Source organism: Helicobacter cynogastricus, from assembly GCF_900197855.1.
GTDB classification, from domain to species: Bacteria; Campylobacterota; Campylobacteria; order Campylobacterales; family Helicobacteraceae; genus Helicobacter; species Helicobacter cynogastricus.
Genome location: NZ_FZMQ01000004.1, coordinates 88870 through 114112 on the forward strand (window position 1 = coordinate 88870; position 25243 = coordinate 114112).

The following is a 25243-nucleotide window of genomic DNA, read 5'->3' on the forward strand; positions in this document are numbered from 1 at the left end:
AATCCATGTTAGAATCACGAAAAAAGGATAGTAATGAAGTACATCAAGCTTGCGTTGGCCATAGTTTTTACTCTGAGTGTTTTTATTGGTGGCCTACTTTTTGAGCGCTTTGTATTGGGCAAACACCCCTCTTTTGGTGAGGTTAGCAAGATCACTATGCCTATCCAAACTACCCAGCAAATCACCCCCAAAGCTTATAGCGCGCACTTAGTTTTTAGTAGTACTAACGCGCTCTTAGAAGCTAAAAGTTTGGATGCCACTCAAGAACAAGCAATTAAAGAAAGTTTTAATCAAATTAACGGGTTGGCTAAAGAGAGCGGTTTTTGCCAGCAAACCTCTTATAGTTTACATCCAAACTATAGTTTTCTCAATGGCAAGCAGGAACTAACAGGACATGGCCTAAGTGCGATGATGATCTGTAAACTCCCTACTTCTAAACTCAATGACTATGAGAAATTTAAGGACAAAATTACACAGATTGCCACTCAAAACGGGTTTTTTGTACTAGATACTCCAGCTCTCTATCCTAGTATGCAGGACATGGACTGGACTTCCTTACAAGATGCGTTGTTGAAAAAGGCTCAAGATAAGGTCGCGACTTTAAGTCGAGAACTTAATAAACAATGCCATATCCGACATTTAGGCTTTCTTCCCGATCGTGGCCCTATGCGTTTTAGTACGCAAGGATTAGAAAAGCCTGCCCCTCAGACTTTCAGATTAATGGCTAAACTAAGCGTGCATTGCAAGTAAACCCTCCCCATTCCAAAATTCTAGCGGGCATAAGAGAATTCTTATGCCTTTTGTTCCATAAATTTTTGTAATCTTTCTAACCCATTTTGAATTTGCTCTAACGAACAAGCGTAGGACATGCGTACAAAGCCTTCCATTTCAAAGGCGGACCCGGGCACCAACGCCACGCCCTGCTCTTTTAACAAATCTCGACAAAATTCTAAACTAGGGTGTAGGACCTTGATCCAAAGATAAAACGCGCCTTGAGGCTTGAGACAACTTAAGCCCTTGATCGCGTTGATTCCTGTATACGCGCAATCGCGACGCTCTTGAAACGCCACACGCATGCGCTCAATGTCTGCATGAGCTGCCCCACTTAGGGCTTTGAGTGCGGCGTATTGGGCGATAGAATTGATATTAGAAGTGGTGTGGCTTTGCAGGGCGACCATGTGCTTTAACAAAACCTTATCTTTAGTGCCCAAAAAGCCCACACGCCAGCCGGTCATGCTAAAGGCCTTAGAGAGTCCATTAATGGTGATGGTGCGTTCTAGCATATGAGGCAACGCGCCAAAGGCGTAAAAACTCCCCTCATAAACCAGTTTTTCATAAATCTCATCACTTAAAACAAAAGCGCTAGAAGTCGCAATCACTTGAGCTAACGCTTCTAGCTCCTCTTTAGAGTAAACCATGCCTGTAGGGTTAGAGGGGGTGGTGAGGACGATGATCTTAGTTTGAGGCTTGAGCGCCTCTTTTAATTGGGCGGGAGTGATCTTAAAAGCACTCTCTGCAGTGGTGGGTACAAAGATCGCTTTAGCTCCGCTATAGTGCACTAACTCAGGATAAGTTACCCAGCAGGGCGTAGGGATGATCACTTCATCGCCTGGATTGAGTAGAGCTTGAAACACATTAAAAAGACATTGTTTGGCTCCATTAGAAACCATCACTTCATCAGGGCGGTAGTCTAATTGATTTTCTTGCTGGAATTTCGCACTGACACTTTTTAATAGCTCGGGAATTCCTTTAATAGGGGTGTATTTACTATGTCCAGCATGAATGGCTTGTATGGCGGCTTGTTTAATGCACTCAGGGGTGTCAAAATCAGGCTCACCAGCACTAAAGCTCAAAATATCCTTGCCTTGCGCCTTGAGTTCTTGGGCTAGGGTGGTGATGGCAATCGTGGTGGATTCTTGGATTTGGACAATTTGTTTAGAATACATGCGCATCCTTTGGGGTATTAATAGCTGGCATATTAGCAGTGAAAACATGAAAATTTGCTATAATAGTGGAGATTAGAAAGTTGGTTCGCTAGGCTTTCTGATCTAAAATTTTCTGTGAAAGGGTTCTTGTATCTTTTTGGCGTAACAAACAACAAACAACAAACAACAAACAACAAACAACAAACAACAAACAACAAACAACAAACAACAAACAACAAACAACAAACAACAAACAACAAACAACAAACAACAAACAACAAACACGCACTCCTAAGCCTTAGTGCTGCGGCACTTTTCTCTTTGTGCCCTCTGAGCGCAGAAGATAGTGGAATGTATGTGCAGGGCGGTTTCCAGTATTCTAACTTTTCAGGGCAACACACCCAAAATATCACCTCTTATACCTTTGCTCCTGCAGATGGTCGACCTTGTTGGAGCTATAATGGTGCGGGTTATTTGCCCGGTTCAACAACTACATGCCGACAAAACGGCAGTGTGAGCGTGAATACCTACAATGGCAACTTATATGGCGCAGATATCCAGTTTGGTTATAAGCAATTCTTTGGCAACAGCAAGCACTTTGGGTTGTGCTATTATGGCATGTTTAGCGGACAAGGCGGGCGTGCTAGCTCAATTGCCAATGTCGCCAATGATTATAATATCTTAAACCAACCTTCTGCTAACCTCTTTTATGGTGTGGGGATGGATGCTCTCTTTAACTTCTATGAGCGCAATCACCGCACCTTTGGGATGTTTGTGGGGTTTATGATTGGGGGGAGCACCTGGTTGATGGGTAAAAGCACCTCTCCGGATAATTGCCAATGGACAACAATGACAGAAACAGCGACAGAGGTTAAAACCGCCTGTGCCACCATGAACGAAGATTTCAAAAATAACGCTGACAATATCAACAACCTCTACACGCCACCCGATGTCACTCCTGCGGAAAAAACAGGTAAAGCCACTTTCTCCCCTACTGCCTTCCAATTTATCTTTAATGTGGGCTTACGCACCAACTTCACCAAACATCAGGGCTTTGAATTTGGTGTGCGTATCCCCACTATCGACGATCCCTACTTCACCATCACAAACACAAAAGGCGATGGCGAGGGATATTTAGGTGGAGGGGCTGATTCAAGCGAAAAAATCACCTTTAGGCGTAATGTTGCCCTTTACTGGAACTACGCCTACAATTTCTAAGCACGCTTAGATGCCTCCAGCTACAATGTTGGAGGCTAACTCCTAAAAATTTTTTAAGTTTTCTATACAGACAAAGCTTGCAAAATGGGCTTAGAGGGCGGTATTTATGGTGGAGGGTAAGAAAATAGAGCAGATGCTTTTGATTTCTGGGGTGAGATTGGATTAGTTTTTGGTTTTTGACAATACAAGACCAAAGTGTCAAAGTATAAATTTTTGCTATAATGGAATCCATGCGTTGTTTGCTCCCCCTGCTATTTTTGTTGTCTGGCTTAAATGCGGCTTCTATGAGCGCGTACAAGAGGCAATACATTGATTTACTCAGTGAAAACGATGCCTATATCAATCCCTACATCGATCGCTACTACACAGCAGGCACACGCATTGGCTGGGCTAGTAAAGAGTATGGCTTTAGCCACTCTAAAATGGCTTGGTTAGACTATTTAAGTTTGCAGATTAAAAAGCCTAAAGTCAGCCGTTTTACTCTTTATCTCACTCAAGACATGTACACCCCCACCCTAGCCCATCGCTTTGCAACAACTCCTATCAAGGGCGATCACCTCTATGGGGGCTGGTTGCGCGCCCAATTAGGACTCTTGCAACGCAGTATCCACACTTTAGAAACTTTAGCGATTTCACTAGGCGCGGTGGGCCCGGGTTCTCTAGCTGAGCAAACTCAAAACTTGATTCACACTTGGGCGCATGATCCTAAATTTTTAGGCTGGAGAAGTCAAATCAAAAATGAATTTATCTTTGAGTTGCACTACTCTTGGCTACAAAAAATCCCCCTGCTCAAGAGTCGTTTTTTTGATATAGACATGCTCGCAGGCGCGGGAATGGATTTGGGTAACGCTATTACAGATTTTAAGCTAGGATCTATGTTGCGTTTGGGCTATAATTTGAGCGTGGATTTTGGACCTAATAAAATCAACACCGGTTTTAGCGGGGGGATGCCCATAAGCGATCAATTTTCTTTGTATGTCTTTGCCGGGGCTACGGGCAAATTCCAACCCCTTGATGTCTTTGTACAAGGCAATAGCCCTGCCACCAGAGGGATCACCACCCTCCCCTATTTCCTTTACAACGCTGAGATTGGGATTGCTATCGCTTATAAGGGTACGCGACTCTCCTTTAGCGCGATTGATTTGAGCAAAACTTTTAGAGATCAACCCCGAAACCATAATATTGGGAGTATAGAATTGGACATTGCGTTTTGAAAAAATTAGTACGGATTACCTTAATTGTCGGGGCGTTATTGGTAGTAGGTCTGTTAGGTGTGGGGCTTAAACTCAGCCATGATATTAAACAAACCCTGCAGGATAGTCTCAATCACCTAGCCCCTCATATCCACGCCGCCCCCTTTGAGTGCTCTGGTTTTAAACACATTGAATGTGTGAGCGCGGGAGTGCAAGAGTCTAAGCTAGGGCCACTTGTGGTGCAATTAGCCCAGGTCAAAAGCGATGGTTTGGAGTTTACCCTAGACATCAAACACATCCACAACCCCAAAAAGTGGACTCCAAAAAGCGCGCATTGCACTATTCATCTCCAGCTTAAAGATCAGGTGCTCAATACCCAAAGCCAATGCCAAGCCCCTGGGGAACTCAATTACAATTTGGGGCTCATTGCCCGTTTGAAAGACCCCACAAAACCCCTCAATCTCAAGGCCCTTTTACAAACTAACAATCTAAAAGCGTTGCAAGTGCATGTAAACACTCTCAATGTGGACCTAAAAAGCAAGGATTTTAAAGCGATCCTATTGCCTCTCTTACAAGAATCCGGTGATCTTAAAGACCCTAAGGATTATGATAAAGCCCTAGAACAGATTCAAAAGTCTTTTCAGGGTGTGGTGATTGTGGGCTTGATGGTAGCGGGCTTACAAGAAGAGGTTGCGCACGCCCAAGAGCTCATCAAATCCTTTAACGCTTTTGCGCGCGGGCAAAAAGATCATTTTGGCTTTAGCGTGCACAACCAAGACTCCGCTTTCAAGCCTCTTGATGCCTTTAATAACCCATGGGAGTTTCTTCCACACTTGAGTTTAAAGGTACACCCATGAAGCGCATTTTACAAGCATGGCGTTATTCTAGGGATGGGATCAAAGCTGCCTTGATAGAGGAAGTGGGCTTTAGGCAGGTGGTGATTTTGGCTCTTTTGGGTTTTGTCGGGGCGAGTTTTTGTGCGCGCTCTTTTGTGCAATTCGCGCTTTTGATTTTGCCCGGGTTTTTATGTGTGGTTGTAGAATTGTTAAATAGTGCCATTGAAAACGCTGTAGATTTTACCAGCGAAGAAATCCATCCCCTAGCCAAAAAGGCTAAAGACATGGGCAGTGCCGCCCAATTCATTGCACTGGTGTTTTTTGGGATCGTGTGGGGGGCTTATTTTGTATTTTAGGAGAAATTTTGCACATTGAAGACATCCGCATTGAAGAATCCTTAAAAGAGAGCTATTTAGACTACTCCATGAGCGTGATTGTGGGGCGTGCTCTGCCTGATGCTAGAGATGGGCTAAAACCCGTGCATCGGCGCATTTTATACGCCATGCATGAACTGGGGTTAAGCGCCAAAGTGCCCTATAAAAAGAGCGCGCGCATTGTGGGGGATGTGATTGGTAAATACCACCCCCATGGCGATAGCGCGGTGTATGAGGCTTTAGTGCGCATGGCACAAGATTTTAGTATGCGCTTGCCCTTAGTGGATGGGCAGGGCAATTTTGGCTCTATTGATGGGGATAATGCTGCTGCGATGCGCTACACTGAAGCGCGCATGGCTGCCCCTAGCGAGGAACTTTTAAGGGATTTGGACAAGGATACCATCGACTTTGTTTCTAACTATGATAACACCCTTAAAGAGCCAGACATTCTACCTAGCCGTCTGCCTAATCTGCTCATTAATGGCTCTAGTGGGATTGCTGTGGGCATGGCGACTTCTATCCCGCCCCATCGTCCCGATGAAATCATTGATGCGCTCATCTGTGTGCTGGAAAACCCTCAAGCAGAGTTGATCGATCTAGTAGACATTGTGCAGGGACCAGATTTTCCTACTGGGGGTGTGGTCTATGGCAAGGCAGGGATTTTAGAAGCGTATAAAACCGGGCGCGGACGCATTAAAGTGCGCGCCAAAAGTCGGGTAGAAAATCATAACAACCGCGAAAGCATCATTATTGAGGAAATTCCCTATCAGGTCAATAAGGCCAAATTGGTCGAACAGATCAGCGTTTTAGCTAAAGATAAGATTGTGGAGGGGATCGCCGAAGTGCGCGATGAATCCGATAGAGAAGGGGTACGCGTGGTCATTGAGCTGAAAAAAGACGCGTATTCTGAAATTGTGCTCAACCATCTTTACAAGTCTAGCAATATGGAGATCACTTTTAGTATTATCTTGCTAGCGATTTATAATAAAGAACCGCGTATTTTCAACCTCTTAGAACTGCTCAAACTCTTTTTAGTGCATCGTAAAAGTGTGGTCATTCGGCGCACCATTTTTGAACTAGAGAAAGCCAAAGCGCGCGCGCATATCTTAGAGGGGTTGCAAATCGCCCTACAACATAGCGAGGCGATCATTGCCCTCATTAAGGGGAGCGCGGACGCGCTGGGGGCTAAGGATTTGCTCATGCAAGCGCATGCTTTGAGTGAGGAACAGAGCAGGGCGATCTTAGAAATGCGCTTACAACGCCTCACAGGCTTAGAACAAGAAAAAATCCAGCAAGAACATGCTCAATTAGTGGAAAAAATCGCGCTCTTAGAGGGGATTTTACAGAATGCAGATAAGCTCAACGCCTTGATTAAAGAAGAGCTTTTAGAAGTGAAAGAAAAGTTTAGCGTCCCGCGTAAAACCCAAATTGAAGAGGACTATGAAGGCATTGGCATTGAGGATTTGATCGCCCATGAGGACATGGTTGTAACCATTAGCCATAAGGGCTATGTGAAGCGCGTACCTTTAAAGGTATATGAACAGCAAAGGCGCGGGGGCAAGGGCAAAATGGGAGGCAACACCCATGAGGACGATTTTATTGAATCTTTCTTTATTGCCAGCACCCATGACATCATTCTTTTCATCACTAACACTGGACAACTGCACTGGCTCAAGGTGTATAAAATCCCCGAAATGGGGCGCAATGCGATCGGGCGCGCACTGGTCAATCTTATAGATTTGCAGCCCGGGGAGAGTATCCGCGCGACCATTTCTACAAAGGATTTTGATGCGGACAAATCTTTGGTCTTTTTCACCAAAAAAGGCATGGTCAAGCGCACTGAACTTAGCGCCTTTGGGCGTATTCGCGGAGGGGTACGCGCTATTATCCTGGATGAAGATGACGCGCTAGTCACCGCTAAAATCATCGATTCTAGCATACAAGAACTTTTTATGGCGAGCTCTAAGGGCATGTGTATCCGCTTTAATTTGGAGAGCGTGCGCGAAATGGGGCGCGTGGCTAGGGGGGTGATTGGCATGCGCTTAAGGGAGGGAGATTTTGTGATTGGCGCAGGGGGTGTGAGCTCAGATGAACAAAGATTACTAAGTGTGAGCTCTAAGGGCATAGGCAAGCAAACCCTAGCAGGGGCTTATCGCGCGCAGGGACGGGGCGGTTTGGGCGTGATTGGGATGAAGATCACCCCTAAAACGGGCAACTTGGTGGGGATTGTGAGCGTAGAGGAGGAGCAGGATTTGATGTTGCTTACCAAGAGTGGGAAGATGATTCGCATGCCTATGGAGACGATCCGTGAGACCGGGCGCAATGCCAGCGGGGTTAAGTTGGTACAAGTGGAGAGCGATGAGGTGGTTTATGCAAGCGCATGCCCTAAAGAAGAGGGGCAATAACGCAGGGCGCGATTTTGTGAGCGCGCTGGCCAAAAAGGGGGCTTTTTTGGCCCTCTGCGTAACTTTACACGCGCAGGAGTTTGTGATCTCTTATGCCATGCAGGTGCGCAATGGGGTTGCCACCCATGAGTCCTTTGGACTGGCTAGAGCTCTTAAAGCCCACCCCCACACACACACTTACACCTGCCATATCAACGCCCCCTCCCTAGAGCTCAGTAAAGAGCAAGAACCCTATGAGCTGGAAATTTTGATCAAAAAGCATAAAGAAGAGGTGCTAGATTGTCTATATAAAAGCGAGGTTTCTATTGAGAGCAACGATCTAAACACCGCTATGCAAAATCAAAACCGCGCCACCTTGCGCATGAGTACGCCCCTGAAGGCGCACTTAGAGGGGGGTTTACTGGTGCTTGAAATTTATACGAGGAGATAGCATGAAAATTGCCATTGTAGAAGATGACATCAACATGCGCAAGAGCTTAGAACTCTTTTTTAGCGATCAAGAGGATTTAGAAGTGGTCGCTTTCAAAAGCCCTAAGGACGCGCTCAAAGCCCTAGATGAGAGTTTTGAGCTCATTATCACGGACATTAATATGCCCCAAATGGACGGACTGGAGTTTTTAAGAAAACTAGAGGGGCGTTATGAAGCCATTGTGATCACGGGGAACGCCACACTCAATAAAGCCATTGAGTCCATTCGCTTAGGAGTCAAAGACTTTTTTCAAAAGCCTTTTAAACCTGAATTGCTTTTAGAGTCTATTTATCGCAGTAAAAAAGTCTTAGAATTTCACAAAGTCCATCCGGTGAATAAGGCGCGCAAAAAAGAATTTTTTATCGCCACTTCACCAGCCCTAGAGGCGGTGCAAAAACAAGCCCTCAAGGCGGCCGCTACAGACGCGAGCGTGTTTTTACAAGGCCCTAGCGGGGTGGGTAAGGAAGTCTTTGCCCACTTTATCCATGAAAACTCTAAGCGCAAGGGCGCGCCCTTTGTGGCGATCAACATGGCGGCTATCCCTGAACATCTTTTAGAATCCGAGTTATTTGGCTATGAAAAAGGGGCATTCACGGACGCAACAGCTGCTAAAGCGGGCTTGTTTGAGAGCGCGCATAAGGGAAGCGTGTTTTTAGATGAAATTAGCGAAATGCCCTTAAAACTCCAAAGCAAGCTTTTAAGGGCGATTCAAGAAAAAGAAATCACTAGACTAGGTAGCCATAAACCTATTAAGATTGATGTGCGCTTTATAGCTGCGACTAATACCAATATTCAAGAGAAGATCAACACCAAAGAATTTAGAGAGGATTTATTTTTTCGCCTGCACACCATTCCGCTCAAAATCCCCCCGCTTAGAGAGCGCAAAGAAGAGATTCTACCCTTAGCGGAGTGGAAATTACAAGAGGTGTTGTGCGCCTATAATTTGGGCGCAAAAAATTTTAGCAAGGGCGCACAAGAATGCATGCTAAATTACACATGGCATGGGAATATCCGCGAATTGCTCTCTGTGGTGGAGCGCGCGGCCATTCTTAGCGAAGGGGAGCAAATTAGCGAAAAGGATCTCTTTTTAGAGAGAAGTTAGCTTTTCTGTGCTAATTTTAGGGGAAGGAGTGCAACATGGAATATGTGAGTTTAAACAACCAGATTGAAATGCCTATTTTAGGGCTTGGAGTCTTTCAGATCCCTAATGAAGCGTGCGAAAAAGTGGTGTTAGAAGCGCTAGACTTGGGTTATCGCTTAATTGACACTGCACAGATGTATGGCAATGAGGCGGGCGTAGGGCGTGCGCTCAATAAAACCAGCGTTCCTCGTGAAGAGATTTTCGTTACTACTAAAGTGTGGTTTAGCAATGCTGGGGAGCAAAAAGCTAAAGCCTCTGTAGAGAGCTCGCTAAAACGCATGGATTTAGAGTATTTAGACTTGGTCTTGGTACACCAGCCCTTTAATGATTATTATGGGACTTACCGCGCCCTTGAAGCCTTGCATGCAGAGGGCAAAATCCGCTCTGTGGGGGTGAGTAATTTTTATCCCGATCGTTTGGCTGATTTGATCGCCTTTAATGCTGTGATTCCTGCTATCAACCAAATAGAAATCAACCCCTTTTACCAACGCGTTCCAGAACAAGAATTTATGCAAAAACACCATGTTCAGCCTCAAGCGTGGTCGCCCTTTGCACAAGGTAATAAAGAGGTGTTTGAAAATCCAATTTTAGCAGAAATTGCGCGCAAACACGCCAAGAGTGTCGCCCAAGTGATCTTGCGCTGGCTTGTCCAAAGGGGCGTTGTGGCGTTGTTCAAGTCCGCACATATAGAGCGCATTAAAGAAAATGCATGCATTTTTGATTTTAGTTTGGACGATCAGGATTTAGCAAAAATTGCCAGCCTTGATCGCGCCCAAAGCGTCTTTTTTGATCACCGCAACCCGCAAGGCTTGGCGTATCTGCAAACTCTCCCCTGCAATTTTTAAAAGGAAGTCCCATGATCTACCAGAATGCCCTAGAGCTCATTGGCCATACTCCCATTTTAAAAACCAGCCATCTTTTAGAAAAGGGCATGGCAGATTTGTTTGTGAAGTTAGAGAAGTTTAACCCGGGGGGAAGTGTGAAAGATCGCGCCGCTTTGGGCATGATCGAACAGGCTGAAAAAGAGGGGCGACTCAAAACCGGGATGACCATCGTTGAGCCCACTAGCGGAAACACTGGAATTGCGCTGGCTCTGATGGGTTTACTCAAGGGTTATAAAGTGATCATTGTTATGCCAGAGACGATGAGCGTTGAGAGGCGTGAGTTGATTTGCGCCTATGGAGCGGAGCTCATTTTAACGCCGGGCGCGTTGGGCACTAAGGGGGCGATCGATAAAGCCTTAGAGATAGGAGCAACTCCGGGGCATTTTATCCCCCAGCAGTTTGAAAACCCCGCTAACCCACAAAAACACTACAACACCACTGCAGAGGAAATTTTAAAAGATTTGCCCCATGTGGATGCGTTGGTTTTGGGTGTGGGTACAGGAGGCACAATTGCGGGCGTGGGGCGTAAGTTTAAAGAGCAAAATCACCCCGCTAAGATCATCGCTGTAGAACCCGCTCAATCGCCTATTTTGAGCGGGGGCGCGCATAGCCCGCATAAAATTCAGGGTATTGGTGTGGGTTTTGTGCCAAGCAATTACGATAAAAGCGTGGTTGATGAGGTGATTGCTGTGGATGAAAAAGACGCGATTCACACGGCTAAGCTTTTTGGACAGAAAGAGGGAATTTTAGTGGGCATCTCCTCAGGGGCGGCCATTTTTGCTGGATTGCAGGTGGCGCGCCACTTGGGCAAGGGAAAATGCGTGCTAGCCATCGCCCCTGATGGCGGAGAAAAATACATCTCCACCGGGCTTTTTAATGCTGGATTTGGATTATAGCCTAGAGCGCGCCCTCCAACAAGACCCGGCCGCACGCAATAAATGGGAGGTTTTACTGCTCTATCCGGGCGTGCATGCCTTGCTCTTGCACCGCCTAGCCCATGCCCTGCACAAAAGGGGTTTTTATTTTTTTGCGCGCGCCCTCTCCCAATTTTCCCGCTTTCTTACCGGAATTGAAATCCACCCCGGAGCGCAAATTGGGCGCGGGCTTTTTATCGATCATGGCATGGGCGTGGTCATTGGAGAAACCACTCAAATAGGTGATGACGTTACGATCTACCATGGAGTAACTTTGGGAGGCACGGGCAAGATCAAGGGTAAACGCCATCCCACTTTGGGAAATCGCGTGGTGGTGGGCGCAGGGGCTAAGGTGCTAGGCGCGATTACTATTGGGGATGATGTCAAGATCGGAGCCAATGCGGTTGTAGTGGCCGATCTGCCCAGCGGGGCGACTGCAGTGGGCAACAAAGCTAAAACCATTATCAAGGAGAATTAGACTTTTGGGAGAAGAATTAACCCAATTTGTGCGTTGTGCAGGTTGAGCGGCGAAAGTGGGTCTGGAGGACCTCAAACAAATTAGCACCCATCTCACCCAACCACGCGTAGAGAATGTACTTTTAGATTTTAGCGATCAAGATGATTGCGGAGCTCTGCAACTAGGAGGCTCGATTATAGTACAGAGTGTGGATCTCATCCCCCCTGTGGTGGATGATCCCTACACCTATGGACAGATCGCCACGGCAAACGCGCTCAGCGACATTTTTGCCAAAGGCGCGCGCCCTATTAGTGCCTTAAGCATCTTGGCATGGGATCAAGAACATGTCAGTTTGCAAAGCGTGCGCGCGATCATGCAAGGATCGCTAGATAAACTCAATGAATGCGCCTGCCCTCTTTTAGGCGGGCATAGCTTGAGCGATGTAGAGCAAAAATACGGCCTGAGTGTGAGCGGGATCGTGCAAAAATCTTTATGGCGCAATGATGGCGCGCAGGTGGGGGATGCGCTCCTTTTAACCAAGCCCTTAGGCAGTGGAATCCTTACCACTGCGCTCAAGCGTAAGCTCATTAAAAGCGCGCCTCAAGCCATCGCTAGCATGGCGACTTTAAGTTTAAAAGCTATGCAAATTTTGCAAGATTTTGGTGTGCACGCCTGCACGGATGTTACCGGCTTTGGACTCATCGGGCATTTATACACCATGCTCAATGCCGATATCTCTCTTGAGATCAACACGGGCGCAATCCCCTTTTTTGAGGGGGTAGTTGAGTTAGCCATGCAGGGGGTGTATCCAGGGGGGAGTGTTGCCAATAAAAAGGCGTTGCAAGCGCGCGTACGCTCTCAAACCAATTTGCCCGACATTCTTTTTTATGACGCACAAACCTCTGGAGGACTTTTAGTCGCGCTCAACACTAAAGAGGCACTAGAGTGCCTGCATGCCCTGCAGGATGTGGGCATAGAGGCACACATGATCGGGGCCTGCGTGTCCAAACACGCTTTTGAAATCGACCTCTTTTAATCCCAATCTGAGGGGGATTTACCCTCTTTGATTTTTTGGATTTTAACTTCATAACGCCTAATGGAGGTTAGAGTGTTGTTGTAAGTACGGCGAAACTTCTCAAAGGATTCTCGAATCTGGTGCATGGCGATCTTGTGCCGTTTAGAAAACTCCCGCAGACGCAAGTAAATATCGCTCAAGGGTTTATAGGCATGCATGCGATTTACAAAAAACTGATGGCGGGTGGCAATATCACGGCAACCATAGAGACTACGCTTGCTCTCTTTGAGATAGAGCGCGTAAACACTCTCCTGTTGCCAGTACTCTTGTTTGAGTTTATTGAATTCTTGTTGAGGATTTACACTTTCTTTAATATCCATGTTTACTACCTGTTTACAAAAATAATAACCACAATAATAACCTAGAGTAAGTCTGTACAACCTTAAAGAATGTTCACAAGTAGCATTTTGGTGCTACTAGAATTTCTATTCGCAAGATATTTAAAGAGAACGATTTTCCAAAACAACCTCCTGTTGGACATAGGACACTGCTTGTAGGCGAGCCTTGCCCAACTGGTTGGTAGACACCACTTCGTAAATTTTCTCAAAGCTATAGCGGCGGTGGTTATAGGTGATGATGCTGATGATGTCCCCGGGTTGGAGAAAATGCTCTTGGGCATAGGGCATGTAGGGAGTTGCCCCAATGGTGATTAAACATTTCGAGTTTAAACGCTGAGAGCGCAAGAGTTCTTGCAAATCCTGTAAACTTCCGCTGTCCTTTTGAGTGTTGAGCATTTCTACCATCCAGCTAATGAGCTTGTCATAGAAATACTCGTACTTAACTAGTTTAGAATTTTCCCCATAAACATGGGTTTCTCCATCTCTAGTCAGAAAAGAGGCAATGGAGTAATCATTACACACGCCCCCATAGACAAAGCGATCGATGAGCAGTTTTTCCCCCATGCCCTTAGACCCTTTAGAAAAATTCTTCTTTTCAGAGAGTTTTTTTGCCCTAAGATTGCGGATAGAGGTATCATTAAATGCCATAAAATGGCTAGGGACGATATTCTCCACAAAACCTTCTTTGTCATAGATGAGCTCGCATTCTAGGGCGATCTCTGGCTCGGCTTGAACATGCAAATTCACCATTTCGGGAGGCAAAATGATGTATTGGTTGTCAATGCAGTAACGCCCCAAATATCCGCCGTCATGGGGTAAATAAAAAGGGAATAAGCCCTTAGGCGCGTCTTTCTCAACATGTTTCATATTAATAAAGGTGTGGATTTCTCCTGCTTGCTCTAAATGCCTTGCAAAATTGCCCACAACTCCTAAACCGATAAATTCTTCCATCTCTAGCTCCTCATCCTGGAATTATACCTGTTCTTAACCCATGAAAAGATATTTTTGTGCCTCCTCTTTGTGCAAAGGACTGACATGTAGCAAGACATCGCCTACCTGTACGCGATAAAGCGTATCTGACGCGCTCTTGCCATAGCCTAGCACAATACGTGCTGCCAAGTGTTTTTCTTGTGTGCTAGCACGCTTTTCTACCAGCCCTAAAGGCCCTTTGCAGTCTAAAAGTTCAATGCGATCCATAAGGGGATGTTGTATATCTAGCTTGGCGTTTTCTCCCTCATTGCGCGCCACCACACAACGCGTCCCTCCCACTACCAAATAACGCCCCACTTTCACCAACAAATTATCTTGCACCACCATTTCTTGCTGGGTGCGCTGGCGGTGGGCTTGTAAATCCTTAAGTTTAGCACTCACATTGGTATCAGTGAGCAAACAGCCCCCGCTAGGGTTTTCATAATGTTCTAAGCCCAGTTCTTTAATCTTAGCTAATTGGCGCACACGGCTACGCCCCTGCACATCCCAAAGTTTAGAACGATCTACCCAACCTTGTTTTTCAGCAAAACTAGGTTCTAGCAGTTGCGCGCTCATCGGTCTTAATAAGAGCTCGTCTAAAAACTGAGGCTTGTGAGGGTTCTTGCCCTCTCTATCTAAAAGGGAGTCAAAACACGCTTCAGCCCCAAAGCCGCGTACGAGTTTTTGCACCTGTCCTAGTGCCTCTTTGCGCTGACTCTTGGGACGCTGACCGAGCACCTCCCCACTGATCACAAAATCTGCTTGGACTTCTAGAAGTTTGTAAAAAGCCTGCCTAAACATGTTGGCATGGCAATCAATGCAGGGATTAAAGTATTTGCCATAGCCATATTGAGGTTTAAAGAGCACCTCCTCAAAAAACTGCTCTTGAATATCACAAAAAAGGATTTGTGCCCCCACCTGTGCACTGGCTTTCTCTAAATATTCCCTTTTGTCCTTATTGCTCCCAAACCCGATATTAAAATGCAGAGCGATCACTTCAACCCCTTGCGAGGCGACAAGGTGCATGGATAACAAGCTATCCAGTCCCCCGCTAAATAACGCTAAGGCTTTCATAATATTCTCCTTTTCTATCTCGCAGTTGTTTTATTTTAACACCCAAATCCATAAACATTTGCATGCGCTCCTTAGCGTCCAAATTTGAATACAAGGTGTTGATCTGTTGGCGTTGTTCTTTATAACACATGAGTAAAAATTCGATAAATTCCTCTTTAAACCCGTGTTGGTGCATAGGTAGTCTCGAATCTAAAAGAATGTTGAGCAATTTAGGATCTTCGCGTCTACCTGCCAACAAGGCTAATAATTCATAATTTAGCACCTTAAAAAGCGTTGTTGTCAAAAAGGGACGCACGCGCTCTAGCAACGATGCATCGTTTAGTAAATACTTGAGGATTAAAGCTTCTGCTATATATCTGGATTCGTTTTGCTGAGGTTTTGGTATGCTTTCCCATTTGGAAGAGGGGGTTTTTTTATAGCGCATCATAGGCACAAGACTAGGTGGTATGTTTAAAAGGCGGGCGATTGTATCACGATAATCCGCCTGTAATAATGGGGGAAGAGTCTGTGTAAAATCCAGCATTTCTTGTAGAGCTTTTTGCTTAAACAAGGGGTCAAGACGATCGATGCTTTCATAAATTGCGCGTATCACATGTTCGGCAAAGGGGGTCGGTTTGTTCAAAAGCGCGCCCATACTTTGCACTTGTCCTTGTGCGATTAAATCTGCTGGGTCTAGCCCATTTTCAAAGAGCACCACGCCCCCTAAGCGGTTAGCCGTAGCGAGCATTCTAGCTCCCTTAAGCGCGGCAGCACGCCCAGCCTTATCCCCATCATAGCCTAAAATAATATCTGGGCCAAAGCGTTCTAGCAAGGGCAAATGCTGTTCGGTTAAAGCCGTGCCTAAAGTGGCGACCGCGTTCTTAAAGCCGGCTTGGTGGAGCAAGATCACATCTAAATAGCCCTCTGTCAAGATGAGTTGTTGGCTCTTGGCAATATTTTGGCGCGCCTGAAAATAACCATAGAGCAATTTAGACTTATTAAACAGCGCGCTTTGAGGAGAATTAATATACTTTGCTATATTCCCCTCCTCAATCACACGCCCTCCAAAGCCTACAATTTTGCCATTGGGGCTATGGATGGGAAAGATCAATCTTTTGGCAAAACGCGCGTATATGTGCCCTTGTTCGTCCTGTCCCAAAACCCCTAATTCTAAAAGGGCTTTTTTATCCAACTTCGCGCGCTGGACATACTCTAATACGCGCGATCCTACACAAAAACCCAAACGGAATTGCCGTATGCTCTCAAGACTCAACCCCCTAGAGACTAAATATTCTTGTGCGCCCTTGTGGTGCTCGAGTAAGCCCTCATAATAGCGTGTAATTTCCTCTAAGAGGTCGAGCTCTTGGGGGTTTTTTTGTTGAGGCGTGGTGAACTCTAGGGGCACAGAGAACATGCTAGCTAGCTTTTTAGTTGCCTCTACAAAATCCAGTTTTTCATATTCCATAACAAAGGTGATCGCATTGCCCGCTTTGCCACAACCAAAGCATTTAAAGCTATTGCGCATGGGGTTAATGGTGAAACTGGGGCTTTTTTCATTGTGAAAGGGGCAAATGGCGACATAGAGATTTCCCGCCCGCTTAAGCTCCAAATAATGTTGTACCACTTCCACAATGTCAGCGACCTGCTTGAGTTGTTCTAAGGATTCTTGAGTGATCATGGAAACATAGTAACTAAGTTGGACTTATTTGTCAAAAAAGATAATTGACAAATTAAAATATAAAAAACTTTAGTCTTTATATATCAACTTTTCTTAGTAAAATATTTTAGATAGGGGCTAAGTCTTGACTTATGGGAAAATTTTTGCTAATATCGTGGCACTTAAATTTTTTAAGTGCTAATTTTTGCATGAGGAGAAGCGAATGTTTAAACCATTAGGCGAAAGAGTGCTAGTTGAAAGACTAGAGGAAGAAAAAAAGACAGCTTCTGGGATCATCATTCCCGACAATGCCAAAGAAAAGCCTCAAATGGGCGTGGTAAAAGCTGTTAGTCATAAAATCAGCGAAGGCTGTAAATGCCTCAAAGAAGGCGATGTGGTGGCTTTTGGCAAATACAAAGGCACAGAAATCGTTTTGGGTGGCAAGGAATTTATGGTTTTAGAGCTTGAAGATGTGCTAGGTGTGGTGGATTCTTGCTGTCATGGGCATGAAAAACACAAAGACAATCATAAACATGAGGGCGACTGCTGCCACAGCCACTAATTTAACCTTGGCGCGCTTTTTTGCGTGCCCCAACATTTATAACAACATTCAAAAAAGGACAGATAATGGCAACTAAGGAAATCAAATTTTCAGACAACGCACGCAATAAGCTTTTTGAGGGCGTGAAACAACTCCATGACGCGGTCAAAGTTACAATGGGTCCAAGAGGGCGTAATGTGCTTATTCAAAAAAGCTATGGCGCACCTAGCATTACCAAAGATGGCGTGAGCGTGGCTAAGGAAATCGAGCTAGCCTGCCCTGTGGCCAATATGGGCGCACAGCTAGTTAAAGAAGTAGCTAGTAAAACTGCTGATGCTGCAGGTGATGGCACCACCACTGCCACCGTTCTAGCTTACAGCATTTTTAAAGAGGGACTACGCAACATCACTGCTGGAGCAAACCCCATTGAAGTTAAACGCGGTATGGATAAAGCCAGCGAAGCCATCATTGCTGAATTGAAAAAATCTAGCAAAAAAGTGGGCGGTAAAGAGGAAATTACACAAGTGGCTACCATCTCAGCTAATTCTGATGAAAAAATTGGAAAACTCATTGCCGATGCAATGGAAAAAGTAGGCAAAGATGGCGTGATCACCGTTGAAGAAGCTAAGGGGATTGAGGATGAACTCGATGTGGTTGAGGGCATGCAATTTGATCGCGGCTACCTCTCTCCTTACTTTGTAACTAATGCAGAAAAAATGACCACTCAGCTAGAAAACGCTTATATTCTGCTCACTGATAAGAAAATCTCTAGCATGAAGGACATTTTACCCTTACTCGAGCGCACCATGAAAGAGGGCAAACCCCTGTTGATCATCGCTGAGGATATCGAAGGCGAAGCCCTAACAACTTTGGTAGTGAACAAACTAAGGGGTGTGCTCAATGTGGCTGCGGTCAAAGCCCCCGGTTTTGGCGATCGCCGCAAAGAGATGCTTAAAGACATCGCCATTCTTACAGGTGGACAAGTGATCTCTGAAGAGCTGGGCAAAACCTTAGAAAATGCTGATGTGAGCGATTTAGGTGTGGCTAAACGCATTGTGATTGATAAAGACAACACCACGATTGTAGATGGCAAAGGCAAAGCCCACGATGTAAAAGATCGCATCGCCCAAATCAAAACCCAAATCGAATCCACCACTAGCGACTATGACAAGGAAAAACTCCAAGAACGCCTAGCCAAACTTAGCGGTGGCGTGGCGGTGATCAAAGTGGGCGCGGCTTCTGAAGTGGAAATGAAAGAGAAAAAAGATCGCGTAGATGACGCTTTATCTGCTACAAAAGCTGCTGTTGAAGAAGGCATTGTGATCGGTGGAGGTGCGGCTCTCATTCGTGCGGCTCAAAAAGTGCATTTAGAATTGCATGAAGATGAAAAAGTGGGTTATGAAATTATCAAACGCGCCATCAAAGCTCCACTTGCCCAAATTGCGGCCAATGCAGGTTATGATCGTGGCGTGGTAGTCAATGAAGTGGAAAAACACAAAGAAGCGCATTTTGGCTTTAACGCGAGTAATGGCGAATATGTGGACATGTTTAAAGCGGGCATTATTGATCCTCTTAAAGTAGCGCGCATCGCTTTGCAAAATGCCGTATCTGTGTCTAGCTTGCTCTTGACTACAGAGGCTACCGTGCACGAAGTGAAAGAAGATAAGCCAGCTCCTGCAATGCCTGATATGGGTGGCATGGGCGGTATGGGTGGCATGGGCGGGATGATGTAGCCTAGCCTAACCTTTGGAGGGGGCAAGGGGGGGAATTTTCTAACTATGTATTCGGCTAAAAAATCTCTATTTTTAGAAAATCTGCGCTCTCAAAAGTTGCGCTACAAACGCTACACCAAAAGCCCTTTGCGCTATGGAGGGGGTAAATCTTTGGCAGTGGGTTTTATTTTAGAACACATGCCCACAAATATAAAAAGGGTCAAGCCCCTCTAGCGTGCCGTTGACATGCATGCCTAGATCAATCCCGCCGTATTTTTTGGCCAAATAATAATCATACAGAGTTAGATTTTTATTAGCGATTTTCTCATCTAAGTCTTTAATACCTGTAGAAGTTTCTTTTTTAGTTGGGGGGGGTTTGTTCAGGAGTGGGGATGTCTACAAGATATTTAGATAAGTCTTTTTGTTGTGGCTCTTCTTGGGGGGGTTGTGCCCCTAGATTTAGAGCCGGGCCTACTCCTGTTTGCTTGACTTGTTCGCTGACATTTTGTGCGATTTCTTTGGCTTGTTGTTTGATAGTTTGCAAAGTTTCACCAGTTAAACTCATAAATCCACCTTATACATTTTAGAATGCCCCTTAGTCTCAAAGTCAAACCCGTGTTTTTTTAAGTAGGCGCGTCTTTGCAGTTGATAGGCCATGTCTAAATAAAATTGCTGTTGCTCCACTTTGTTACGCTCTAAAAGCATCACTTCATCCTGTAACATTTTAATTGCGTTAGCGTGCAATAAGGAGCTTAAGTATAATTGGGCTTCAAATTCCATAATCTTAAATCTCTCAAAGGCTTCTATTTTTTGCAATTCCTGATCCACTCTTTGGCCTACCCACGCACTTAAAAACTCGCCTTGCAACTCTTGCCAAAAGAGTTCTTTAAGATTTTGCTCAATGACTTTATAAAAACCCCCACGCTAAAGACAAAACACGCCACAAAAGTGACAAAAGGCATCAACACCAATACCGCCCCCAAGCAAAACGCCCTAGTCTTTTTCATAGCTCCTAAAATATCTTAGTCGGGCAACCTACCTATGTAGGGGCGCCCCAGTAGTAGCGCGCCCCAAACACTCAGGACAATACTTTCCGATACAACTATCTTTATCCTTTACAGGGTCTGTAAGACAAGGGCTCTCATAACACATCCCCTCACACACGCACCGCTCTGCATAGCAAGGGCGATCCCAACGCCCAAGCCCCACAAAAAACCCACTCAGCACCACTAATAAGGTGAAAATCCCGCTCATTTTACAGCCAAAAGCCCAGCCCGTGCGCTTGTAAATCCCAAAAACTAACAAAAGAAACAGCGCGCCTAGGGGCACTTGGCTTAAAACTGCTAAGTGAGAATGGCAGGCATTCACAAGTTGCCACCCGGCAAATAAGCACGCCCCAAACGCCAAAATGGGGATCAACCCCAACACTAGCCCTAAAAACACTTGTTTAGTTTTCATCACTCACCTTTTTAATGTAATTTTATATGGAGTGCCATCAAAATATTATTGATATTATTGATAATAATATTAATAATATTATAGGAGGGAATACAATTATAGGATAGAATATAACCATTATAGGAGAGAATATGCCCACAGCATTAACAATCCCACTCAGCACACAGGCATCACGCCAACCTGTGTATTTATAAATCTCTCTAATAGGTAAAAAAGACAGCCCATACAACACCCATACGCCCATTGAGGCTATATTTCCCAAAACCCCATCAGTGCAAGTATAATCAAACGATATTGCGATTATCCCAATGCACATACACGCAGTGAAGAGTGGCATTAATACCAATATCAGCCCTAAGAGCACTTTTTTAGTTTTCATCATCAACCTTTTTTTGTACATGGAGTGCTATGTCAGCATAAGGCAGAACAGCACCACCCACCCATTAATGCCCGCACTCGTTAAACAAGCATTAGACCAGCCTGTATATTTGTAAATCTCCCTAATGGGTAAAAAAGACAACACGCCCAGCACCGCTACGCTGATAAATTCCAAAACATTGGTATGGCAACCATAATCCTCCAATGTTGCGATCATTCCAAAACACATACACGCCGTGAAGAAAGGCATTAACACCAACACCAGCCCTAATAAAGTTTTTTTCACCAATCTACAACCCTCTAATCCGTGCGATCTCATCGCGTAGTCTTGCCGCCTCTTCAAAGTCCAACACCTTAGCGCGTTGTTGCATTTGCGCCCTTAAAGTTTTGATTAAGCGATCCTTTTCACTCTTAGGCATTTTTTCTAGGGCTTTGGAGCGTTTGGGCTTTGCAGGCAGGCTATCGATCAACTCTGCTTCAACATGCCTTTGCACACTCTTAGGCTCAATGCCATGTTCTAAGTTAAAGGCTTTTTGTTTGGCCCGTCTCTCATCGCTAATTTGCATCGCTTTTTGCATGCTTGCTGTGATTTTATCGGCATAAAAGATCACCTTACCACGCACATGCCGCGCGGCGCGCCCCATCGTTTGAATCAAGCTGGTTTCACTGCGCAAAAACCCCTCTTTATCCGCATCCAAGATCGCCACTAAAGAGACTTCAGGCAAATCTAACCCCTCTCTTAACAAGTTGATCCCAATGAGCACATCAAATTCCCCTAATCTTAAAGAGCGAATCAAGTGGTTTCGCTCAATCGCATCAATATCGCTATGCAGATACTGCACCCTCAAGCCCCATTCTAAATAGTGCTTGCATAGCTCCTCTGCCATGCGCTTAGTCAAGGTGGTAACCAGCACGCGCTCATGTCTGCTCACCACCTCTTTAATGCTCTCAAATAAATCCCGCACTTGGTTAGCAATAGGGCGCACTTCGTATTCAGGGTCTAATAAGCCGGTAGGGCGGATAATCTGTTCAGCGATATGCCCTTGTGAGAGTTCTAACTCTAGGGGGTTAGGGGTGGCTGAGACAAAGAGAAAATGGGGGGGTTTGGTGATAAACTCTTCGTATTTAAGCGGGCGATTATCCAGTGCGCAGGGCAATCTAAAGCCATAATCTACCAAGACTTGCTTACGGCTCAAATCCCCGGCATACATGCCCTTAAATTGGGGCAAACTCACATGCGACTCATCTACAATCACCAAAAAGGGGCGTTGCTTTTGGGCAAAGTAATCCATCAAAGTATAGGGAGTCTCCCCCTCTTGTTTGCCCGTGAAGTGGCGCGCGTAATTTTCAATGCCCTTACAAATGCCCGTGGCACTAATCATTTCTAAGTCAAATTCGGTGCGGGTTTTGAGGCGCTCATACTCTAGGGGCTTTTGGGCTTGTTTGAAAAAGCTTAGGCGTGCCTGTAATTCTTGCTCAATATCTCTAATGGCTTGTTGCAAACGCTCCGGACCCACAATAAAGGCATTTGCTGCATAGAGGGGGTAAGAGTTTAGTTGCTTTATAGGGGTGTTTTCTAGCGCGTCCATGCTAGTGATGCGCTCGATCTCATCGCCAAAAAACTCTACACGGATAAAGTTTTCATCATTGTAAGCGGGGAAAATATCCACACATTCCCCCACCACCCTAAATTTACCCCGCTCTAAGATTTCTTGGCGACAATAACCCATTTCTACTAGCTTAAGCAAGAATTGCTTATAAGGGCGCACTTGCCCCACTTGGATTTTTTCTAGCATGCTCAAATACTCAGCAGGGTTGCCCAGCCCATAATTAGCCGACACACTAGCGACCACAATCACATCCTCATAACTCAGCAAAGAAGTTACCGCGCTCAAGCGCAGGCGTTCTAAATCCTCATTGATCGAGCTGTCCTTTTCAATGAAGAGATCGCGTCTGGGGATGTAGGACTCGGGCTGGTAGTAATCAAAGTGGGAGATAAAGTATTCGACATGGTTTTTGGGGAAAAAGCCTTTAAACTCGCTGTAAAGCTGGGCGCAGAGGGTTTTATTATGACTCATGATCAAAGTAGGCATTTGCAAGCGCGCGATCAAATTGGCCATGCTAAAGGTCTTGCCAGAGCCTGTAACCCCGATTAAAGTTTGGTAACGCGCCCCTTGCTTTACCCCTTTACTTAAAGTTTGCACGACTTTTTCTTGCTCCAAACTCATGGCATAGGGAGCATGTAATTGAAAACTTGGCATCATCTCTCTTTTTTCTAATCATAGCACAGCTATAATAGTTAAAAACGCACAAGGCTTACCCTGTTTTACACCATTGCCCCCTTTGCCAAAACCAAACCCCTAACCTATGAAAGTCAAGAAAGCTTAGAGGTAGGCGCGTTGGTTAAAATCCCCCTACAACGGCGGTTTGTTCAGGGGATGGTGTTGAGAGCGTGCGATGAACCTAATTTTGCTTGCAAGCAAGCCAAACCCACAGAGGCGTATTTCAACACGCACCAAATGCTTTTATTGCACTTTATCGCCCATTACTATTGTGCCCCAATAGGCGTGATCGCGCCCCTGTTTCAACCCTTTAAAACTGGGTATGTGCCCGCGCCATCTTGCATAACTCCCAAGCTTGAGCCCCTTAGCTCTGCACAGCAAATTGCATACGATAAAATTATTTCCCTTCAAAGTGCCTTGCTCTTTGGAGATACAGGCAGTGGCAAGACACATATTTACGCCCATCTCATTGCCCATAAATTGCAACAATCTTTAGGCATGTTGGTATTAGTGCCTGAAATTGCCTTAGCTCCTCAAATTTATCAAACACTTTTAAAAAGCTTTGGAACACAGGTGGGGTTGTGGCATAGCAAGCTTAATCCTGCCCAAAAGAAGAGTCTTTTAGAAAAACTCTACACCCAAGAGGTGCGCGTGGTGGTGGGCACTCGAAGCGCATTATTCTTACCTATGGCGCACTTGGGATTATTGATTGTAGATGAAGAGCATGATCAAGCCTACAAAGCCAACCAAACCCCCTTTTATAACGCCCGTGATCTAAGTTTATATCTAGCTCAAAAAATGCCTATCCAAACCTTGCTAGGCTCGGCAACACCCAGCATAAGAAGCTATTATGTGGCACAAAAAAGCCAAAGTCTTGTGCGCCTTAGGGGGCGTTTTCATGGTTCTAACCAAGAAGTGATCTTTGATGAAGGCGCAACTGCGCTTAGTCCTACTATTTTGGGGGCTTTGCAAGACACTTTGGCTACTCAACAACAGAGCATGATTTTTCTGCCCACTCGCGCGCATTTTAAAAAGCTCTTGTGTCAGGTGTGTGGGCAGGGGGTGCGTTGCCCCTTTTGTAGTGTGAATATGAGTTTGCACCTCAAAGATCGGTGCATGCGTTGCCACTACTGCCAACACCAAGAGAATATCCCTAAAGTTTGCCCTAGTTGTCAGTGCGATTCTTTGCAGGGCAAACGCATGGGCACACAGCAGTGTAAAAAAGAGTTAGAAGCGTTATTGCCCCAAGCGCGTATTGGTATTTTAGACAAGGACCACACTCATACTAACAAACAAATCCAAAGTATTTTAGAGGCTTTTAACGCGCATAAAATAGATATTTTGATTGGCACGCAGATGATTTCTAAGGGGCATGATTATCCTAAGGTGAATCTAGTGGTTATTTTAGGGCTAGATGAAGTGTTGCATAATGGAAGTTATGCAAGCTTTGAGCAGGGGGTGGGCTTGATGTGCCAAATTGCTGGGCGTAGCGCGCGCAAAGAACATGGCAGAGTGCTTATTCAATCGCATAACCGAAGTTTTTTAGAAAACTATGTCGGGGATTATGAACTCTTTTTAAAAGATGAGCTCCACGCACGCATGCAGGTTTTCCCCCCTTTTAGGCGTTTAGCACGACTTGAATTTAGTGCTACAAATCAAGAAAAAGCCCAAGAGGACATGCAGACTATCTTAAATGTTTTGCAAAACCTATTTGAAAATATTAAAGAAGTGGAAATCTTGGGGAGTGGTCAAGCGCAGGTGCTCAAGGTGGCGGGGAAATACCGCTATGAAATTCTCTTAAGCGCGGCTTCTACAAAAAATCTTTTGCAGATTTTACACCATCTTAAAGAACATCCCCTCACCTTTAAAATCGAAATCGACCCGGGGATTTAGCTTGTTTTAAGCGAAACTTGTGTTATAATACACTTGCAGGGCGGGGTAACCTCCCCCTCCTTCCCCGCCCT

The 25243-nt window shown here is 45.3% G+C and carries 27 protein-coding genes; 16 read left to right on the plus strand and 11 right to left on the minus strand.

Going from position 1 to position 25243, the window contains the following annotated elements; translation table 11 throughout:
* The first annotated feature begins 33 nt into the window (after window positions 1-33).
* The gene (locus C6H00_RS00775; protein WP_104749152.1) at window positions 34-750 is read left to right on the plus strand and encodes a hypothetical protein; all 717 of its coding nucleotides are present in this window, start codon (window positions 34-36) and stop codon (window positions 748-750) included.
* A gap of 41 nt (window positions 751-791) precedes the next feature.
* Here C6H00_RS00775 and C6H00_RS00780 read toward each other — a convergent pair whose 3' ends face one another.
* Window positions 792-1952: a pyridoxal phosphate-dependent aminotransferase gene (locus tag C6H00_RS00780; RefSeq protein ID WP_407645509.1), complete on the minus strand. Its 1161-nt coding sequence runs from the start codon at window positions 1950-1952 to the stop codon at window positions 792-794.
* A gap of 108 nt (window positions 1953-2060) precedes the next feature.
* Here C6H00_RS00780 and C6H00_RS00785 point away from each other — a divergent pair, with 108 nt between their 5' ends.
* The 11 genes from C6H00_RS00785 to selD all read left to right on the plus strand — a co-directional run bounded on the left by C6H00_RS00785 (window position 2061) and on the right by selD (window position 12852).
* Complete coding sequence (locus tag C6H00_RS00785) at window positions 2061-3143, plus strand: outer membrane protein (protein WP_233704338.1); 1083 nt, start codon at window positions 2061-2063, stop codon at window positions 3141-3143.
* Window positions 3144-3373: 230 nt separating this feature from the next.
* Window positions 3374-4357: a lipid A deacylase LpxR family protein gene (locus C6H00_RS00790; RefSeq protein ID WP_104749155.1), complete on the plus strand. Its 984-nt coding sequence runs from the start codon at window positions 3374-3376 to the stop codon at window positions 4355-4357.
* Entirely contained in the window at window positions 4354-5193 is an 840-nt protein-coding gene (locus tag C6H00_RS00795) for a hypothetical protein (RefSeq protein ID WP_233704339.1), read from the plus strand. The genes C6H00_RS00790 and C6H00_RS00795 overlap by 4 nt, the downstream gene beginning before the upstream one ends.
* A complete protein-coding gene (locus C6H00_RS00800; RefSeq protein ID WP_104749157.1) occupies window positions 5190-5528 on the plus strand; it encodes a diacylglycerol kinase in 339 nt (112 codons plus the stop codon). Before C6H00_RS00795 ends, C6H00_RS00800 begins: the two co-directional genes overlap by 4 nt.
* 8 nt (window positions 5529-5536) lie before the next feature.
* On the plus strand, window positions 5537-7951 hold the full coding sequence (gyrA, locus tag C6H00_RS00805) for a DNA gyrase subunit A (protein WP_104749234.1): 2415 nt from the start codon (window positions 5537-5539) through the stop codon (window positions 7949-7951).
* Window positions 7905-8381, plus strand: coding sequence for a hypothetical protein (locus tag C6H00_RS00810; RefSeq protein WP_233704340.1), 477 nt, complete (start codon window positions 7905-7907; stop codon window positions 8379-8381). The genes gyrA and C6H00_RS00810 overlap by 47 nt, the downstream gene beginning before the upstream one ends.
* 1 nt (window position 8382) lies before the next feature.
* Window positions 8383-9522, plus strand: a complete 1140-nt coding sequence (locus C6H00_RS00815) for a sigma-54-dependent transcriptional regulator (protein ID WP_104749158.1) — start codon at window positions 8383-8385, stop codon at window positions 9520-9522.
* A 35-nt stretch (window positions 9523-9557) separates the two neighbouring features.
* Window positions 9558-10406, plus strand: a complete 849-nt coding sequence (locus C6H00_RS00820; protein WP_104749159.1) for an aldo/keto reductase — start codon at window positions 9558-9560, stop codon at window positions 10404-10406.
* Between the two features lie 11 nt (window positions 10407-10417).
* Window positions 10418-11341 carry a cysteine synthase A gene (gene cysK / locus C6H00_RS00825; RefSeq protein WP_104749160.1) on the plus strand — a complete coding sequence of 308 codons (924 nt, stop codon included), beginning with the start codon at window positions 10418-10420 and terminating at the stop codon, window positions 11339-11341.
* Window positions 11322-11837 carry a serine O-acetyltransferase gene (gene cysE / locus C6H00_RS00830; protein WP_104749161.1) on the plus strand — a complete coding sequence of 172 codons (516 nt, stop codon included), beginning with the start codon at window positions 11322-11324 and terminating at the stop codon, window positions 11835-11837. Before cysK ends, cysE begins: the two co-directional genes overlap by 20 nt.
* Window positions 11838-11892: 55 nt before the next feature.
* Window positions 11893-12852 carry a selenide, water dikinase SelD gene (selD, locus tag C6H00_RS00835; protein ID WP_104749162.1) on the plus strand — a complete coding sequence of 320 codons (960 nt, stop codon included), beginning with the start codon at window positions 11893-11895 and terminating at the stop codon, window positions 12850-12852.
* Here the strand turns inward: selD and C6H00_RS00840 are convergent.
* The 4 genes from C6H00_RS00840 to dnaG all read right to left on the minus strand — a co-directional run bounded on the left by C6H00_RS00840 (window position 12849) and on the right by dnaG (window position 16929).
* Window positions 12849-13211, minus strand: coding sequence for a serine protease (locus C6H00_RS00840; protein ID WP_104749163.1), 363 nt, complete (start codon window positions 13209-13211; stop codon window positions 12849-12851). The genes selD and C6H00_RS00840 overlap by 4 nt on opposite strands.
* 120 nt (window positions 13212-13331) lie before the next feature.
* Complete coding sequence (locus C6H00_RS00845; RefSeq protein ID WP_104749164.1) at window positions 13332-14180, minus strand: DUF5718 family protein; 849 nt, start codon at window positions 14178-14180, stop codon at window positions 13332-13334.
* Window positions 14181-14213: 33 nt separating this feature from the next.
* Entirely contained in the window at window positions 14214-15272 is a 1059-nt protein-coding gene (locus C6H00_RS00850; RefSeq protein ID WP_104749165.1) for a 7-cyano-7-deazaguanine synthase, read from the minus strand.
* Window positions 15250-16929, minus strand: a complete 1680-nt coding sequence (dnaG, locus tag C6H00_RS00855) for a DNA primase (protein ID WP_104749166.1) — start codon at window positions 16927-16929, stop codon at window positions 15250-15252. The genes C6H00_RS00850 and dnaG overlap by 23 nt, the downstream gene beginning before the upstream one ends.
* 202 nt (window positions 16930-17131) lie before the next feature.
* Between dnaG and groES the strand changes: the two genes are divergently transcribed.
* From groES to C6H00_RS08605, 3 genes are all read left to right on the plus strand, one after another.
* Window positions 17132-17470 (plus strand): co-chaperone GroES, encoded by a 339-nt coding sequence (gene groES, locus C6H00_RS00860; protein WP_104749167.1) that lies wholly within the window; start codon window positions 17132-17134, stop codon window positions 17468-17470.
* Window positions 17471-17535: 65 nt separating this feature from the next.
* A complete protein-coding gene (gene groL / locus C6H00_RS00865) occupies window positions 17536-19182 on the plus strand; it encodes a chaperonin GroEL (RefSeq protein WP_104749168.1) in 1647 nt (548 codons plus the stop codon).
* 45 nt (window positions 19183-19227) lie between these two features.
* Window positions 19228-19395 (plus strand): hypothetical protein, encoded by a 168-nt coding sequence (locus C6H00_RS08605; protein ID WP_199769132.1) that lies wholly within the window; start codon window positions 19228-19230, stop codon window positions 19393-19395.
* 127 nt (window positions 19396-19522) lie between these two features.
* Here the strand turns inward: C6H00_RS08605 and C6H00_RS00870 are convergent, their stop codons facing one another.
* The 6 genes from C6H00_RS00870 to uvrB form a co-directional block, all read right to left on the minus strand.
* Window positions 19523-19726 carry a hypothetical protein gene (locus C6H00_RS00870; RefSeq protein WP_104749169.1) on the minus strand — a complete coding sequence of 68 codons (204 nt, stop codon included), beginning with the start codon at window positions 19724-19726 and terminating at the stop codon, window positions 19523-19525.
* Window positions 19723-20028: a hypothetical protein gene (locus tag C6H00_RS00875; protein WP_104749170.1), complete on the minus strand. Its 306-nt coding sequence runs from the start codon at window positions 20026-20028 to the stop codon at window positions 19723-19725. The genes C6H00_RS00870 and C6H00_RS00875 overlap by 4 nt, the downstream gene beginning before the upstream one ends.
* Window positions 20029-20196: 168 nt before the next feature.
* The gene (locus tag C6H00_RS00880) at window positions 20197-20619 is read right to left on the minus strand and encodes a hypothetical protein (RefSeq protein ID WP_104749171.1); all 423 of its coding nucleotides are present in this window, start codon (window positions 20617-20619) and stop codon (window positions 20197-20199) included.
* Window positions 20620-20656: 37 nt separating this feature from the next.
* Window positions 20657-20998: an iron transporter gene (locus C6H00_RS00885; RefSeq protein ID WP_104749172.1), complete on the minus strand. Its 342-nt coding sequence runs from the start codon at window positions 20996-20998 to the stop codon at window positions 20657-20659.
* Window positions 20999-21025: 27 nt separating this feature from the next.
* Window positions 21026-21283 carry an iron transporter gene (locus tag C6H00_RS00890; RefSeq protein WP_104749236.1) on the minus strand — a complete coding sequence of 86 codons (258 nt, stop codon included), beginning with the start codon at window positions 21281-21283 and terminating at the stop codon, window positions 21026-21028.
* A gap of 4 nt (window positions 21284-21287) precedes the next feature.
* Complete coding sequence (gene uvrB, locus C6H00_RS00895; RefSeq protein WP_104749173.1) at window positions 21288-23258, minus strand: excinuclease ABC subunit UvrB; 1971 nt, start codon at window positions 23256-23258, stop codon at window positions 21288-21290.
* Window positions 23259-23318: 60 nt separating this feature from the next.
* Between uvrB and C6H00_RS00900 the strand changes: the two genes are divergently transcribed.
* Window positions 23319-25172, plus strand: coding sequence for a primosomal protein N' (locus tag C6H00_RS00900; protein WP_104749174.1), 1854 nt, complete (start codon window positions 23319-23321; stop codon window positions 25170-25172).
* Window positions 25173-25243 lie beyond the last annotated feature (71 nt).